This is a genomic window from Bombella apis (genome assembly GCF_018221685.1).
In the GTDB taxonomy this organism is placed as follows: domain Bacteria; phylum Pseudomonadota; class Alphaproteobacteria; order Acetobacterales; family Acetobacteraceae; genus Bombella; species Bombella apis.
Window position 1 is genome coordinate 438287 of record NZ_JAGJTM010000004.1, and the last position, 15642, is coordinate 453928.

Sequence of the window (15642 nt, forward strand, 5' to 3'; positions counted from 1 at the left end):
GGATGGGCAGAGAAGGGCGTTTGTTGTCCTGTCTGTCCTGTACTGCTCCATGGTGCAGTATGCCGCCCGGCGGGCGGGGCACGGCGGCCCCCCCCCCCCCGTATCATTTCTGTCCCCGGAGAACGAACCCATCCAGCAGCTGCCGTAGCTGGCGTGTCCGCTGGGCCATGTTGGAGGTGGCCGCAGAGGTTTCTTCCACCATGGCGGCGTTTTCCCGGGTGCCCTGGTCGATGGTGACGACGGCACCATTCACGTCCCGCAGGGCCGATGCCTGCTCAGATGTGGCCTTTGATATCTCTCTGAGATGTGTGCCGATATTGGCCACGCTGGAGATGATGGTGTCGATGGCGCTGCTGGCATCCTTCATGATGGCTGAACCGGAATCAACATGGGTCTGGGAGGTATTGATGAGGTCCTTCACCTCTTCGGAAGCATCGCCCACCCGGTTGGCCAGTTTGCGGATCTCCTGCGCCAGGACACGGAACCCGCTGCCGGCTTCGCCCGCATGGGCGGCTTCAACACCGGTGTTCAGTGCCAGAAGATTGGTCTGCGTGGCAATGTTGGAGATGACGTTGGTGATCTTGTTCACGGCTTCGGCAGAACGTTCAATCTCTTCCATGGCCGTGCTGGCACGGCGGATCATGGTGCCGAAACGTTCCGTGATGGCCTGGCACTCCTCAACGAACTGGGTCGCCTCGCTGACACGGGATTCGGTGGAAGATACCGTAGCAGTGATCTGCTCCACGGCAGCGGCCGTTTTTTCGACAGAAGCAGCCTGCCGTTCCGTGCGCTGGGCGAGGTCCTGTGCCGCGCTGTTGATCTCATCAGCGGTATTGTCGATGCTCTCCGTTGCCTCGCTGATGGTATGAAGCGTCTGGCAGAGAGACGAGATGGCGTGATTGAGGTTGTCCCGCATGGGGAGGTAGGTATTGGGGAAGTTCCCATCCACCGTGTGGGAGAGGTTCTTGTTGGCAAGGGCGTCGATGATGTGGCCAAAGCGCTCGGTTACAAACCGGCGTTCTTCTTCAATGGCCTCATCCAGTTTGCTCATTTCTTCCTTGTTGAGCTTCTTGGCTTCATCAATGTAGATGGAAATGGTGAGGTCCATGTCCAGGAAGACGGCCTTGCTGAGGCTGGCGAGGGAGTCCGTCAGCTTGGAGAAGGACATCTTTGGGGGCAGCAGTGGTGCCGGAGGGGCCAGCTGGTTTGAGACATCTGCGATGATGTTGGCAAGCAGCAGGGCGTAGCCGCCGATGTACCAGCGTGGTTCCAGCCCGATTTCGGCGTGGGTCCGGCCGATGCGGCGCACCGTATTGGCATATTGCAGGCCGAAATTGGCACCTGCGATGTTCTTCCAGTAAGTCAGCTGCGCCTGTTTGGCTTTCTGTATCTGTGCTTCTGAGGAAAAAAAGCTTCTGGTCTGGGGGGTCCGGCGGACCGTGTCATAGAAGGCATCCAATGCTTTGGGCAGGCATCTGATGACGTATTTTTCAATACGGCGGATGGCCAGGCAGTCCTGTTCATCCAGCTGGAGGAAATGCAGCCGCTCTCTCAGGTTGTCAGTATCCTCAAGGCTTTCATTCGGGTTGTGCATGATAGCTGAAAATTTTGACATGATTCCCTCGTGAAGTAACAGATATTACCATGGATAAGACTTAAAAAAGCCTTTTTAAAGCCTTGTGGCGGATGGAAGCTTTTTGAAGTATTAAAAGAAATCTTATTTTAATATATTTGGTGTTCGTGTAGCCTGATGTTACCTTCTTCAGCATGTTGCGTTAACCATCTCATGCCGTTCCCTCTCTGAGGGCCAATCCCATCGGCTGTGTGGCTGTTGGCGAGGGCGAGGGGCATGAGGCTGGCCCATCAGCAACCATGTTACGTTTTTGTAACGCAGGTGTGTTTTATGGCATTCATGTCATGAATTGCCAGTATTCATCAGGGAAAAAGCCAGATTCCAGCATGAGGATGAGGTTGTGCGTGGGGCGTGACTGACCCCTGAGGGGGTGTGCGAGGCTCCCTGTTCTGGTAGAATGGGCCCCGGCAATTTTTTCATCCAGGAGGGGGCCATGGCCACAACCGCCAAAATCAGTGTTACTCTTGATCGTTCCAAGATGCTGAATTTCAATTCATCCATGTATGGGCCTGAGTTCCTTGAGCGTATTCTGGAGGCTGTGAAGGCCATTGCGCCCGAGCCTTATCAGGTGCAGGCCAATTTCGGGTCCGACATTGCTACGGTGGATGTCACCACGACAGAGGATGTTGAAGAATTTCCCGATACGGCAGCTATCTATGCGGCCATCCGGAAAACCTACGAAGAATGGAACCATGCCGTCCGTCAGATCGACGAAGAAAAGCTGGCTGACCTTCCGTTCGCCAAGAACCAGAAGCTGGTGAAGACGGAAGAGCATCGTGGTGAAGGCGATGCGTCCGACCGCTTCCTCGTCATTGATGTACATTATGATGATGAGGGTTTCATCGTGTACGAGATTGAAAAACTGGACCACGAGGGCAAGCCCATTCCCGATACCCGGGAGGCTGTCTCCTTGGAATATCTCGAGGAAATTTTTACAGCAGCTGAGTAAAAACGGGTCGCAGAAAAGCCACCATGGACCGTGATACGTGTGTGGCTTTTCGTTGAGTGTTTGGGAGAAAGGTCCCGAAATGTTCCAGTTTCTGTCTCACGGTCTGTCGTCGCTTTTTGCGCAGAGTCCGGAGCTGGCTTTTTTTCTTTCCATCGGTCTTGGTTTTTGGATAGGTCAGATAAAGATCGGTACGTTCCAGCTCGGCGGTATTGCCGGGTCGCTGGTGATGGCGGTCCTGATCAGCCAGTTTGGCGTCAAGATGGATTCTGACCTCAAGATCGTTCTTTTCGTTCTTTTCATCTATGCGGTGGGGTATAGCAGCGGGCCCGATTTTTTCCGCTCTCTGGGGCGGCAGTCCCTGCGAGAGATCATGCTGTCTGTCATTCTGGCTGTCAGCGGGTTTGCAACGGTTGTCGGGGTAGGGCGTCTGTTCCACCTGGACAAGGGCATGGCGGCCGGTCTGGCGGCAGGAGGGCTGACCCAGTCTGCCATCATCGGTACGGCCAGTTCGGCCCTTGCAGAGCTGGGATTGTCCGCTGCACAGTTGCAGCAGATGCAGGCCCATGTGGCCGCAGGTTATGCCGTGACCTATATTTTCGGTTCCATCGGTACCATCATTTTCTGCGTGGATATCCTGCCCTTCTTCATGCGGCGTGACATGAAGGCCGATGCCTTGGCGGCAGAGGCAGGGGGACTGCCGGAGGATGTGGGAGGTGAGACCGAGCAGCGTGGCGTTGTTCCAGCGGCGACCGATCTCGTCTACAACATGCTCGGCGTGGCTGTCGGGCTGGTCATTGGCCTTGTGGTCATCCGTGTGTGGGGTATGTCCCTGACGCTCGGTTGTGGGGGTGGGGCACTGATGTCCGGCCTGCTGTTCGGCTGGTGGCACAGGCGGCACGCCGGTTATGGGGAGATGCCGTCGTCTGTCTGTTCCTTCTGGGGCAATTTCGGTCTGGCTGGCTTCGTGGTGGTGACGGGGTTGCAGACAGGCCGGGAGGCTGTGGAAGTCATTGTCCATCAGGGGGTGCTCCTCCTGCTGCTCGGTATGGTGGTGACGATCCTGCCGCTGGTCATTACGGCGCTTATTGGCCGTTTCTTCATGGGGTACCGGAATGTCGCCCTGTTTGCCGGGGCCCTGTCGGGGGCACGTAGTGCCAACCCGGCCTTCAGTGAGGTCCTGGCCAAGGCAGGCAACAACACACCGGCCATCCCTTTTGTCATTACCTATGCCGTGGCCAATGTGCTGCTGACTCTTCTGGGGCCGTTCATTGTGGCTTTCGGGTAGGCTGTTCGCTGGCATCCATCCCGTCTGGATGGAACGTCCCATAATCGGTAAGTAATGTTCTGTAGAGAAAGCCTGGTTGGGAAACCGCCAGGCTTTCTCCATGACTGTTTGGAGAAAAGGTCACGGCATGTTCCAGCGTCTGTTTCACGGGTTGTCTCATCTCTTTGGAGAGAATCCAGAGCTGGCTTTTTTCCTGTCCGTCGGTTTTGGCTTTCTGATCGGGCGCATAAGGATAGGCGTGTTTCAGCTTGGGGGCGTGGCAGGGTCATTGTTGGTGGCCGTGCTGATCAGCCAGTTTGGTGTGCATGTGGGGTCCAGCCTCAGGACAGTACTGTTCATCCTGTTCATCTACGCTGTGGGATATCGCAGTGGCCCAAACTTTTTCCGCTCTCTGGGGCGGCAGTCCCTGCGGGAGGTGGCACTGGCGGTCATCATGGCCATCAGTGCGTTCGGGACCGTTATCGGGGTTGCGCGGCTGTTCCATCTGGACAAAGGCATAGCCGCCGGTCTGGCGGCAGGGGGGCTGACGCAGTCTGCCATCATTGGCACTGCCAGTTCCGCTCTGGAGAAGCTTGGCCTCCCTCTGGCTCAGGTGCAGCAGATGCAGGCGGATGTTGCTGTCGGCTATGCCGTGACCTATATCTTCGGGTCCATCGGCACCATCATTTTCTGCGCCACCATTCTGCCACTCTGCATGCGTCGCAATTTGCGGGATGATGCGCTGAAGGCAGAATCCCTGCCAGAAGATGCGACGGAGGATACGCTGCCTGCTGTCCAGAATGGGACGGTCCAGCGGACTGCCGTGCCGGTTACGACGGACCTTGTCTACAACATGCTGGGCATGGCGCTGGGGCTGCTGTTCGGGCTTGTGGTCGTCCATCTGGGCGGGGTGCCCATCACGCTGGGCAGTGGTGGTGGAGCCCTGCTGTCCGGCCTGCTTTTTGGCTGGTGGCATGGGCGACATCCGGGCTACGGCGCCATGCCGTCTTCTGTCTGCCTGCTCTGGGGCAGTTTCGGTCTGGCAGGTTTCGTCGCAGTGACAGGCCTTCAGACAGGTGGGCAGGTCGTGGCGATCATTACCCGCCAGGGGGGAACGATTCTGTTGCTGGGCATGATCGTCACCATCGTGCCATTGGTGATCACGGCTCTTGTCGGGCGTTTTCTGCTGGGGTATCGGAATGTTGCCCTCTTTGCAGGGGCTCTTGCGGGGACACGCAGCTCCAACCCGGCTTTTGGTGAGGTTCTGGCCAAGGCTGGCCATGGCAGCCCTACTGTTCCCTTTGCCATCACCTATGCCGTGGCCAATGTGCTGCTGACCCTGCTTGGTCCGCTCATCGTGGCTTTCGCATAAGAAAGGGCCGTCCATCATGACCATCCGACACACGCTGAACAGTCTGAAACCCCATAAGGGGGCCCGGCGCTGCCTGAAGCTGGCTTTTTCCGCTCTCAGGGTTCTTCCGCTTGGTACCGGGCTGGTGGCCGCCACCCCGGCTTCGGCGCAGGCAGGGCAGGGCATGGGGCGGTTGCCCCGTGTGCTCGTTCTGGCCACGGGGGGGACCATAGCGGGAAAGGCGGACCCACGTTCTGCAATCGGTTATGATGCAGGCTCGACAACGGGGCAGCAGCTTGTGGCCGCTGTGCCGGGTGTGGACAGGCTGGCCCAGCTTCAGGTGGAGCAGATCGCCAACATTCCTTCGCAGGACATGAATCACAAGGTCTGGTTCCGGTTGATGGAGCGTATCAATCAGGCTTTTGCCCGGCATGAGGCTGATGCCGTAGTCATCACCCACGGGACGGATACGATGGAGGAGACAGCCTTCTTTCTGGATACCGTCCTGCATCATGACCAGCCTGTGGTGATGACAGGGGCCATGCGTCCGGGCTCGGCCATCAGTGCGGATGGTCCGGCCAACATTTATGAGGCAGTCAAGGTGGCAGCCCATCCGCAGGCGAAGGGGCGGGGGGTGCTGGTCGTGCTGAATGATACCATCCATGCGGCCCATTGGGTCAGCAAGGCGGACAGCACGGTCCTGCAGACCTTCGTGTCCCGACAGACAGGGCCTGTGGGTATTGTGGACCCTGCCGCCGTACGCTTTTACGGGCCGCCGCGGCCCCGTCTGTTCCTGTCCCTGCCGGATGGCGCAACGCTGCCTGCTGTGGATGTGGTGTATGCGCATGCGGATATGGATGGTCGCCAGATTGATGATGCCATCCGTGCCGGTGTGAAGGGGATCGTCATTGCCGGAATGGGGGATGGCAATGTGTCGGCCCAGGCCATGCAGGCGTTGGACAGGGCCGTCCGGGCGGGGATTGTAGTCGTACGTTCCAGCCGTGTCGGTGACGGGTTTGTCAACCGTGATGTGGAAGTGGATGATGAGGCCCATCACTTCGTGGCGTCGTATGACCTCAACCCGCAGAAGGCCCGTCTGTTGCTGCAGCTGCTCCTGGCCGGTGGGGTGCAGGATGTCCAGGCCGTGCAGCGTGCTTTTGCCTTCGGGTATTGATTGCGTCGTGCTGAGTTCTACCTTGGTGTGAGTGCTGGATGTCGGCATGAAACGGGCCGGGGGAGGATGTGAATATGGATGAACCGATGCGGGATGGAAAAGCAGGGGCTGGTGGTTCTGCCGGCCGTCTGACACGCCGCGGTCTGCTGGCGGGTCTTGCAGGGGTAGCGGCGTCTCCCGTGGCGGGACATGCTCTTGGGTCCATCGTGTCGGGCCCGAGTGTGATTTCCTCCCCGCCCCGGACATGGGGTGCGGAGGAGACCCCGGTCAATCTGCCCGACCCTGACGTGCTGGCGCTTGATCCATCCTTCGGGCTTGTGAATTACGGCAATGCTCCCTTGCGGAAGCTCTGGCAGGGGGCTGGCTGGCTGGAAGGCCCGGCCTGGTGTACGGTCGGGCGTTTTCTGCTGCTGAGCGATACGATTACGGGGTGCCAGTATCGCTACGACCCGGAGGATGGGCCGCAGGGCCATGTGAGCCTGTACCGGCGGGAAAGTTTTAATGCCAATGGCAACACGTTTGATGCTGAAGGGCGGCTGGTGACCTGTGAGCATGGGATGCGCCGGGTCATACGCTGGGAGCATGATGGCAGTGTCACCGTGCTGGCGGACCGGTACAGGGGCAGGACGCTCAACTCTCCCAATGATGTCGTGGCAGCACCCGATGGCAGCATCTGGTTCACAGACCCGGCCTACGGGGACGGAGTGGTGGAAGGCCACGCCGATGTGGATGGTCCTGCCAATCCCCAGCGTCATCTCAATCCTTATCTGGATGCGGAGCTGACAAGCCAGTATGGCGGGTTGCGTCGGCAGGAGGATCATACCTTCCGGGTGGATGCAAAAACCGGGAAGGTGGAGGCCGTGCTGGGGCAGAAGGATGTGGCAGGGCCCAATGGTCTCTGTTTTTCCCCTGATGGTAGCCGGCTCTATGTGGCGTCCTCTGGTGTGGGCCCTGGTGCGCAGCCGCCTTTGCCGGACCATGCCATCCATGTGTTCGACCTGAAACAGGGGCGGCCGACCAACGGGCGTCTCTTCACGGATTTTACGCTGGCTGGCCGGGCCATGCGCCCTGATGGCCTGCGCACCGATGTGGAGGGCAACCTCTGGTGCGGTGCCTGGGGGCCGCTGGGGCTTTGCGGTGTGTTCATCTATAATCCACATGGCCAGATGATTGGCCGTATCCGCCTGCCTGTCGGCTGTTCGAACCTCACTTTTGGGGGGCCGAAGCGCAATGTCCTCTATATGTGCTGCGGGACGGCCCTGTTCAGCCTCATCACGGCCACGCAGGGTGCTGGCCGCAGCTGACATTATCAAAGGTTACCCACAGTTCCGGCGGATGGAATGGTGGAGGAATCGGGGATGGTGGTGTGAATAGAGGGTACGGAAAACGGCAGTCCGTTTTCTGATGTTTTTTGGAAGGACAGGACGGAATGCTCATGCCACATCCTCAGACCATCGAGATTTTTTTGCCGTTTGGGGATCCCCAGAGTCTGCGTGTCGCCTCGGTTGTGACCCGTACTGTCAGTCTGGTTGAAATTCCCCGGTCACAGCTGCGTCTTTTTTTACAAAGACCGGAAGCAGGGCGGGTGGGTCTTTATTTTCTTTTCGGGGAGGAAGATAAGACGGAGCAGCCGAAAGTATATGTTGGTCAGACCGGAAAGCTGGGGGAGCGGCTGAAGCAGCATAATATGGGAAAGGATTTCTGGAACAGGGCTGTGGTGGCCGTCACGTCCAAGGATGTCTTGACCGAGGTACATGCCCGTTTTCTGGAGGTGCTGTCTCTCAGGCAGGCAGAGGCGGTCGGTCGATATGTGCTGGACAACAGACAGAAAGGCAGGGATTCCCCGCACATGTCTTCCTCCATGAGGGCTGTCTGTGATGAACTCTTTGAGACCATCAGCATTCTGTTGACGACTCTGGGGTATCCTGTTTTTAAACCGGTCCTGGAGCAGTTTCCTTTAGGTGAAGGGCAGGTCGCCCAAGTGCAGGATGATGTACCGGAACTGTTTTTCTGTCGAGGCAATGGTGCTGAAGGGCAGGGCCGTTATACTGAAGAAGGTATGGTGGTTTTGGCAGGGTCTTATGTGCCCGTGTCTTCTTCAAAATTGGAGAAAAAAGCTCCCCGTGTAGCGGCCGCGCGTCAGGAAGCTCTTAAAAACGGTTTTTTGCGGTTGGAGGGGAACAGGTTGGTGCTGAGCCGGGACATGCTTTTCAAAACTTCTTCAAAGGCTGCCACTTTCTTGTTGGGACGTTATGCTACCGGTTGGAAAAGATGGAAAGATGGAGAAGGGCGTGCCCTGTCAAAATGGAGGCGGGGTGTCACCGAGAATGATGTCTGAAGGTTCCAGATAGTGGGACTGTTCAGGGTTGCCGGTATCATCCATTTCATAGACAAGTGGCGTGCCTGTCGGGATTTCCAGCGTCTGCGTTTCCTCGGGGGACAGGCCGTCCAGATGGCTGATGAGGGCACGCATGACGGTGCCGTGCGTGACGACGAGCAGGGAACGGCCCTGCCGCAGGGCTGGCAGCAGCGTATCCTGCCAGTAGGGCAGCACCCGCTTCATGGTCATGGCCAGACTTTCGGCGCAGGGAAGATCGCATCTAGGGATGGAGGCATAGCGGGGGTCGTTCCCCGGATGGCGCGGGCTGTCCGGCTTTACAGCTGGCGGTGTGACGTCAAAACTCCGGCGCCATTGCTGCACCTGTTCCCGACCGTAGCGTGCGATGGTGTCGTCCTTGTTCAGCCCCTGCAGGGCACCATAATGGCGTTCATTCAGCCGCCAGCTCCTGTATTCCGGCAGCCATGACTGGTCCAGCTCGTCCAGACAGTGATGCAGTGTGTGGATGGTTCTTTTCAGCATGGAGCTGTGGGCTGCATCGAAGCGGAAGCCGTGGTGCCGCATCAGGCGGCCTGCCCTGCGGGCTTCCTCATGGCCGTTGGCGGAGAGGTCCAGATCATTCCAGCCCGTGAACAGGTTGGCCTCATTGCCCAGGCTCTGCCCGTGGCGCATCAGCACCAGCTTTGCCCCCGTCATCATGAGGGTCCTCCTTTCTGCTCCATGCCGTACTGTCATGCATGTGCGCATGGCAGGCCAAGATGGCAGGATATGTCAGGCTGGAAAAGATGGCAGGCATCATTATTACGCATGGCTTCTGATACTTGTCAGAAATGTGAATATACGTCATCCTTTTCAGGGAAGATTATGGAGGGATAAGGCTCATGACTGATAATCAGCAGAAAAATCTGGTAAAGCAGGAAGGTAATTGTGGAATCGTCATGGGGGCCCTGATCGTCCTCACGGGTGTGCTTGTGGCCATGACACCCGTGCTGAGCATCATCTCTCTTACGGCCCTCATTGCGGTCGGGCTTCTGTTCGTCGGGGTTTTCACGCTGGTGGATGTGTTCCGCCGGACAGGCATGGAACGCCGGATGCTGGATGGTCTCCTGGGTATTTTCTTCATCATCCTGGCCATCCTGATCTTCTTCAACCCCGTAGGGTCGGCCATCGGGCTGACGATCTGGGTTGCTGCATGGTTCATCGTGCGTGGCGTGATGGAGCTGGCCGGAATGGGGGCTTCGCCTTATGGCCGCAGCTTCATGGCGCTGGATGCCATCGTCAATATTGTTCTGGGCGTGACACTGTTCTGCATCAACCCGATCACGGCACAGGCGGCGCTGGGCTATTATGTGGCCATCAGCCTGATGTTCTGGGGCTTTTCGGTCATCCATCGCAGCATCCTGCTCAAGCATCTGGTCTGAGCCCTGCTTTCAGGCCTGGATGAGGTCAGAACCCGGCCAGAAAAGGCCGGGTTTTTTCATGTTCCGGTTCAGGGTCTCTCCAGGGCGTTTATGACGGCCCTGGTGAACTGGTCTGTTGTGGCAGTGCCACCGAGGTCGCCCGTGCGTGTGCCGTTCTGGAGTGTCTGGATGATGGCGGTTCTCAGGCGGGTGGCCAGGGCTGCATGGTTTGTGTGGTCCAGCATGAGGGCGCCTGCGAGCAGGAGAGCCGTGGGGTTCGCCCTGTTCTGTCCGGCAATGTCGGGAGCGGAGCCATGCACGGCCTCGAAGATGGCCATGTCTTTTCCAATATTGGCCCCCGGAGCCAGTCCCAGCCCACCTGTCAGACCGGATATCTGGTCGGAAAGGATGTCACCGAACAGATTGGTGGTGACAATCACATCAAACTGGGAGGGGTCGAGGCAGAGCTGCATGGCGCAGGCATCCACGATCCGTTCATCACAGGCGATGCGCCCTTCATAACGGGCGGCAACCTTGCGTCCTGTTTCCAGGAACAGGCCGCTCATCAGCTTGAGGATGTTGGCCTTGTGGACCAGCGTTACCTTTCTGCGACCATGGGCCAGTGCATAGTCAAAGGCATGGGTCACGATGCGTTCGCATTCGGCCCGTGTTGTATAACCAGCTGAAAGAGCCATGCCCTGCGGGTCATCGCCCTGGGGAAGATAATAGTCACGGGCGGCGTAATAACCCTCGATATTTTCCCGGATGAGCACGATGTCCAGCCCGTCATAGCGGCGCAGGTCATCCCGTGGGAGAAGAGTACGGGCAGGGCGTATGTTGGCGTAAAGGTCGAATTTCTGGCGCAGTGTGACATTGACGGAGCGGAATCCCGTGCCGCTGGGCGTGGCCAGCGGTGCCTTGAGGGCAAGGCGGGTGCGTTCCAGGCTGCGGAGGGTGGCGTCCGGCAAAGGGGTTCCTTCGTCTTCCAGAGCATGGACTCCGGCTTTCTGCTCGTCCCAGAGGAAGGGGGCGCCAAGGGCCGCCAGAACCTCTTTTGTGGCCCGTGTGATTTCCGGGCCGATTCCATCACCGGGAATCAGTGTTACGGGTATGGGCTGTCCTGCTGTGGAGGATGTGTGGGCTGACATGGGGGAATTCTCCCTGAAAATGGGGCTGTGTGCCCTCTTCATGCCCGTGGTGGGTGAACCTTTCTGTCTGGCCGGTGGCATGATCCAGCTAGAGAGCACCAGCTCATCATGCTTCATGGGAATGTGACAAGAGCTGGAAGATAAAGATTTTTTTGTAGAGCATGATGCTTGCGGGGGCAGGAACTATGTGCGTTACTCAAATATAACGATACCGAAATTAAATGGACTGTTCCGGTGTTGTTTCGCAGGGAGGTCACATCATGGGGATCCGTGAAGTAATGGCAGCACAGCAGGATGCCGGGCAGTGGGTGCTTCGCAGGGTGGAGGGAACCGCGCAGGAGGTGCCGCTGGGCAGCATGAAGGGGCAGCTGGGGCCGGATGTGGTGGACATGCGGACCCTCTACCGGCGGGCGGGTGTGTTTTCCTATGACCCCGGTTTTGCCAATACGGCATCCTGCATGAGTGCCATCACCTATATTGATGGTGAGGCCGGGATATTGCTGCATCGTGGCTACCCGATTGAGCAGCTTTGCCAGAAAGCGAGTTTCCCGGAAGTCGCCTGGCTGCTGTCACACGGAGAGCTGCCTGATGCACGGCAGAAGGCCCGTTTCGAACATGGGTTGATGGCTGAGGCACATCTGCATGAGCAGATACGCAACTTCTTCAACGGGTTCCGGCGGGATTCCCACCCCATGGCCATGCTCTGCGGGACGTTGGCTGGCCTCTCCAGCTTTTATGGCAATCAGGGAGCGGACCAGCGGCACCGTATCACATCAGAGGAGCGGGAGATGTCTACCCTGCGGCTTGTGGCCAAGATGCCGACTCTGGCAGCCTGGGTCTACCGCTACAGCCGGGGGTTGCCGCTGATCTACCCCCGTCCGGGACTGAGCTATGCGGAGAACTGTCTGCACATGCTCTTCTCCATGCCGGAAGCAGCCTGGGAGGTGAATCCGGTTCTGGCACGGGCCTTCGAGAGGATTCTGATCCTTCATGCCGACCATGGGCAGAATGTTTCTACATCCACCGTGCGGACGGTGGGGGCCACGGGGGTCAATCCTTTTGCGTGTGTCGCTGCTGGTGTGGCGGCGCTCTGGGGGCCAGCACATGGCGGTGCGAACGAGGCCGTGCTGGATATGCTGGATGAGATCGGTACGGTGGACGGCATTCCGGATTTTATGAACCGTGTCAGGAATCAGGAGGATGGTACGCGGCTGATGGGCTTTGGCCACCGTGTTTACAGGAATCTGGACCCACGGGCCGGGCTGATGCGGAACATCTGCCATGAAGTGCTGGCAGAGCTCGGGATGGATCATGATCCCCGTCTCGAGCTGGCCATGAAGCTGGAAGAGACAGCCCTGAATGATGAGTATTTCATCTCCCGGCGGCTTTATCCCAATGTGGATTTCTATTCCGGAATCATCCTCCGGGCGATGGGGATTCCGTCCTCCATGTTCACGGTGTTTTTTGCCGTGGCCCGTACAGCGGGATGGGTTGCCCAGTGGAAGGAAATGCTGGAGAGCCGCGCAGGCATCAGCCGTCCCCGTGCCCTTTATGTCGGGCCGGACAGGCGGGATGTGCCGGCGTCCTGAGGAGCAGCCGGCTGAAGAAACAGGGCACGAGACTGGCAAGCGGGAGGGCATGATGACTGGAACAGACAGGACAGCCGGGCAGGGGGGCATTCCATGGCAGAGGCTGGAGCATGAGGGGCAGAGTTATCGATACGTATCGCTCCCCCAGGCTCTGGCCGGAGCGGGGGAGAAGGCGCAACGCCTGCCTTATGTGTTGAAGATCGTTCTGGAGAACGTGTTGAGGCAGGGGCAGCATGATGCGGCGGCGCTGGTGACGGGTTGGGCTGAGACCTGCCATGCCGAAGGTGAGATTCCGTTCCGTCCGGCCCGTATCCTGATGCAGGATTTTACAGGTGTTCCCGCTGTGGTCGATCTTGCCGCCATGCGTGACGGCATGAAACGGCTGGGTGGTGATCCGGAGGAGGTCAATCCGTTCATCCCTGTAGATCTTGTGATCGATCATTCCGTGACAGTGGATGTGGCGGGGCAGAAAGATGCTCTGGAGCAGAATGTGGCCCACGAGTTCAGCCGCAACCGGGAGAGGTACAGCTTTCTGCGCTGGGGGCAGCAGGCATTCGACAATTTCCGGGTCATTCCGCCAGAGGCCGGCATCTGCCATCAGGTGAATCTGGAATATCTGGCTCCGCTGGTCATGCGGAAGGAGGAAAAGGGCGTGACGACCCTTTTCCCGGATACAGTCTTCGGAACAGACAGCCATACGACCATGATCAACGGCCTTGGTGTTCTGGGCTGGGGTGTTGGTGGCATCGAGGCTGAAGCCGCCGCTTTGGGAGAGGCCATTGCCATGCGTCTGCCCGATGTGGTGGGGGTGTATCTGGAGGGACGGTCCGCTCCCGGCGTGACAGCGACGGACATCGTGCTGACCCTGACAGAACAACTCCGGGCGGAAGGGGTTGTCGGCAAGTTTGTGGAGTTTTTCGGTCCGGCGCTGGATCACCTGCCGGTGGCGGATCGGGCCACCATTGCCAACATGGCACCTGAATATGGAGCGACCTGCGGCTATTTTCCACCCGATGCACTGGCCATGGACTATCTGACCCTGACAGGCCGTTCGCCGGATCATGTCCGGCTCGTGGAAGCGTACCTGCGGCAGCAGGGACTGTTCCGGGAGGGTAATGAAACACCGCTTTTCACCACTGTGCTGCGTCTGGACCTGGGGACTGTGAAGCCTTCTGTTGCCGGGCCGAAAACACCCTCCCAGCGTCATGACCTTCCTGCCGTGGCAGAGACCAGCCGGGCCGCCCTGGCGGCCGAAGGACAGGGGGATGTCCGTTTCCCCATCCGCACGAAGGATGCCGCCCTTGCGGGGGAAAGCCTTGGTGCCGGGGATGTCGTGCTGGCAGCCATTACATCCTGCACCAATACATCCAACCCTGCGGCCATGCTGACAGCAGGGCTTCTGGCCCGGAAGGCCCGTCAGCGGGGCCTGAAGGTGGCACGGCGCATCAAGACCTCTCTGGCCCCGGGCAGCCAGGCCGTAACCCGGTATCTGGAACGGGCCGGTCTGCTGGAGGATTTCAGTGCGTTAGGGTTTGAGATCGTTGGTTATGGCTGCACGACCTGCATCGGCAATAGCGGCCCCTTGCAGGCTGACATTGCCCGGACGATCACGGAGCATGATCTGACAGTTGCCGCAGTGCTGTCCGGGAACCGTAATTTCGAGGGGCGTGTTTCCCCTCATACGAAGCTGAATTACATCACCAGCCCACCGCTCGTGATGGCCTATGCATTGGCCGGGACCGTGACACGGAATCTTGCGGTGGAACCTCTTGGCCATGATGAGGCCGGTCAGCCTGTCATGCTGGCCGATATCTGGCCCGGCGGGGATGAGGTGGCGAATCTCATGGCGCAGTCCGTCGTGGCGGAGGCCTTTGCCCGTGGCTATGCGACTGTGGAGCAGGGGCCTGCCCAGTGGCAGGCACTGGGAGACGGCAAGGCCGGTGCAACGTTTGCGTGGGATGGGTCTTCAACCTACATCCAGTCACCGCCGTGGCTGGAGGAGGCTGCCGGCGTGACGGGGCCAATCCGCAAGGCCAGGATTCTGGCCCTGTTCGGGGACAACATCACGACGGATCATATTTCTCCGGCCGGAACGATTGCCATCGGTTCGCCTGCTGCCCGGTATCTTGAGGAGCATGGCGTCTCACCGGCGCAGTTCAACTCTTATGGCAGCCGCCGTGGGAATGATCGTGTCATGGCACGGGGGACATTTGCCAATATCCGTATCCGTAATGAGATGATCCCCGGTAGTGAGGGTGGCGTGACCCGGCACTGGCCAGATGGGGAGGAAGGAGCCATTTTCGATGCTGCTGCCCGGTATCAGCAGGAGCAGGTACCGCTGGTGGTGGTAGCGGGGCGGAATTACGGCATGGGGTCATCACGGGACTGGGCAGCGAAAGGCCCCCGTCTCCTGGGGGTAAAGGCTGTCATTGCCGAGGATTTCGAACGGATTCACCGGGCCAATCTGGCAGGGATGGGGGTTCTGCCCCTTACCTTTCCCAAGGGGGTGACCCGTCAGACGCTCGGCCTGACGGGGCAGGAAGAAGTGAGCATCGACCTTCCGGCCCGGCTTGAGCCCCGGCAGTCTGTCCGTGTGTGTTTTACGGCACCGGATGGCATGGAGCAGGTCGTGCAGGCCACCCTCCAGCTGGAGACGGAGGCTGAGCTGGCCTATGTCGCCCAGGGGGGTATCCTGCCTTATGTGTTGCAGCGCATTGCGGATGGCGGGAGCGTGCGGTGACGGCATGGTCCATGTTTTCCTGATGATGTGTGTGCCGGTTGGTGTTACGGTGGCGG

The 15642-nt window shown here is 59.0% G+C and carries 12 protein-coding genes; 9 read left to right on the forward strand and 3 right to left on the reverse strand.

What is annotated here, in order from left to right; genetic code table 11:
• Positions 1-103: 103 nt before the first annotated feature.
• Entirely contained in the window at positions 104-1615 is a 1512-nt protein-coding gene (locus J8Z04_RS05200; protein ID WP_086431150.1) for a globin-coupled sensor protein, read from the reverse strand.
• A 451-nt stretch (positions 1616-2066) separates the two neighbouring features.
• On the opposite strand from J8Z04_RS05200, the gene J8Z04_RS05205 reads away from it, so the two are divergent.
• The 6 genes from J8Z04_RS05205 (at position 2067) to J8Z04_RS05230 (ending at position 8709) form a co-directional block, all read left to right on the forward strand.
• A complete protein-coding gene (locus J8Z04_RS05205; RefSeq protein WP_143539797.1) occupies positions 2067-2582 on the forward strand; it encodes a hypothetical protein in 516 nt (171 codons plus the stop codon).
• A 79-nt stretch (positions 2583-2661) separates the two neighbouring features.
• Positions 2662-3867, forward strand: coding sequence for an aspartate-alanine antiporter-like transporter (locus J8Z04_RS05210; protein ID WP_081562953.1), 1206 nt, complete (start codon positions 2662-2664; stop codon positions 3865-3867).
• A 127-nt stretch (positions 3868-3994) separates the two neighbouring features.
• Positions 3995-5218 carry an aspartate-alanine antiporter-like transporter gene (locus tag J8Z04_RS05215; RefSeq protein ID WP_192848000.1) on the forward strand — a complete coding sequence of 408 codons (1224 nt, stop codon included), beginning with the start codon at positions 3995-3997 and terminating at the stop codon, positions 5216-5218.
• 16 nt (positions 5219-5234) lie between these two features.
• A complete protein-coding gene (locus J8Z04_RS05220) occupies positions 5235-6371 on the forward strand; it encodes an asparaginase (RefSeq protein ID WP_081562954.1) in 1137 nt (378 codons plus the stop codon).
• 74 nt (positions 6372-6445) lie between these two features.
• Complete coding sequence (locus tag J8Z04_RS05225) at positions 6446-7675, forward strand: SMP-30/gluconolactonase/LRE family protein (RefSeq protein WP_232086306.1); 1230 nt, start codon at positions 6446-6448, stop codon at positions 7673-7675.
• Between the two features lie 125 nt (positions 7676-7800).
• Complete coding sequence (locus J8Z04_RS05230) at positions 7801-8709, forward strand: GIY-YIG nuclease family protein (protein ID WP_192848001.1); 909 nt, start codon at positions 7801-7803, stop codon at positions 8707-8709.
• Here J8Z04_RS05230 and gpmA read toward each other — a convergent pair.
• The gene (gene gpmA / locus J8Z04_RS05235) at positions 8671-9408 is read right to left on the reverse strand and encodes a 2,3-diphosphoglycerate-dependent phosphoglycerate mutase (protein WP_232086307.1); all 738 of its coding nucleotides are present in this window, start codon (positions 9406-9408) and stop codon (positions 8671-8673) included. The two genes, J8Z04_RS05230 and gpmA, sit on opposite strands and share 39 nt — an antisense overlap.
• A 182-nt stretch (positions 9409-9590) precedes the next feature.
• On the opposite strand from gpmA, the gene J8Z04_RS05240 reads away from it, so the two are divergent.
• Positions 9591-10130, forward strand: coding sequence for an HdeD family acid-resistance protein (locus J8Z04_RS05240; RefSeq protein WP_081562957.1), 540 nt, complete (start codon positions 9591-9593; stop codon positions 10128-10130).
• A gap of 68 nt (positions 10131-10198) precedes the next feature.
• On the opposite strand, the gene J8Z04_RS05245 is transcribed toward J8Z04_RS05240, so the two are convergent.
• The gene (locus J8Z04_RS05245) at positions 10199-11257 is read right to left on the reverse strand and encodes an isocitrate/isopropylmalate dehydrogenase family protein (protein WP_192848002.1); all 1059 of its coding nucleotides are present in this window, start codon (positions 11255-11257) and stop codon (positions 10199-10201) included.
• A 278-nt stretch (positions 11258-11535) separates the two neighbouring features.
• On the opposite strand from J8Z04_RS05245, the gene J8Z04_RS05250 reads away from it, so the two are divergent.
• Positions 11536-12846, forward strand: coding sequence for a citrate synthase (locus J8Z04_RS05250; protein WP_052349211.1), 1311 nt, complete (start codon positions 11536-11538; stop codon positions 12844-12846).
• Positions 12847-12898: 52 nt separating this feature from the next.
• Positions 12899-15586, forward strand: coding sequence for an aconitate hydratase AcnA (gene acnA / locus J8Z04_RS05255; protein ID WP_192848324.1), 2688 nt, complete (start codon positions 12899-12901; stop codon positions 15584-15586).
• The last annotated feature ends 56 nt before the right edge of the window (positions 15587-15642 follow it).

Excerpts from the sequence above, each read along its gene's own strand:
- J8Z04_RS05225 (WP_232086306.1), top strand. The coding sequence starts at position 6,446 with ATGGATGAACCGATGCGGGATGGAAAAGCAGGGGCTGGTGGTTCTGCC.
- J8Z04_RS05245 (WP_192848002.1), bottom strand. The coding sequence starts at position 11,257 with ATGTCAGCCCACACATCCTCCACAGCAGGACAGCCCATACCCGTAACA.
- J8Z04_RS05250 (WP_052349211.1), top strand. The coding sequence starts at position 11,536 with ATGGCAGCACAGCAGGATGCCGGGCAGTGGGTGCTTCGCAGGGTGGAG.
- J8Z04_RS05200 (WP_086431150.1), bottom strand. The coding sequence starts at position 1,615 with ATGTCAAAATTTTCAGCTATCATGCACAACCCGAATGAAAGCCTTGAG.
- J8Z04_RS05230 (WP_192848001.1), top strand. The coding sequence starts at position 7,801 with ATGCTCATGCCACATCCTCAGACCATCGAGATTTTTTTGCCGTTTGGG.
- J8Z04_RS05220 (WP_081562954.1), top strand. The coding sequence starts at position 5,235 with ATGACCATCCGACACACGCTGAACAGTCTGAAACCCCATAAGGGGGCC.
- gpmA (WP_232086307.1), bottom strand. The coding sequence starts at position 9,408 with ATGATGACGGGGGCAAAGCTGGTGCTGATGCGCCACGGGCAGAGCCTG.
- J8Z04_RS05240 (WP_081562957.1), top strand. The coding sequence starts at position 9,591 with ATGACTGATAATCAGCAGAAAAATCTGGTAAAGCAGGAAGGTAATTGT.
- J8Z04_RS05210 (WP_081562953.1), top strand. The coding sequence starts at position 2,662 with ATGTTCCAGTTTCTGTCTCACGGTCTGTCGTCGCTTTTTGCGCAGAGT.
- J8Z04_RS05215 (WP_192848000.1), top strand. The coding sequence starts at position 3,995 with ATGTTCCAGCGTCTGTTTCACGGGTTGTCTCATCTCTTTGGAGAGAAT.
- J8Z04_RS05205 (WP_143539797.1), top strand. The coding sequence starts at position 2,067 with ATGGCCACAACCGCCAAAATCAGTGTTACTCTTGATCGTTCCAAGATG.
- acnA (WP_192848324.1), top strand. The coding sequence starts at position 12,899 with ATGACTGGAACAGACAGGACAGCCGGGCAGGGGGGCATTCCATGGCAG.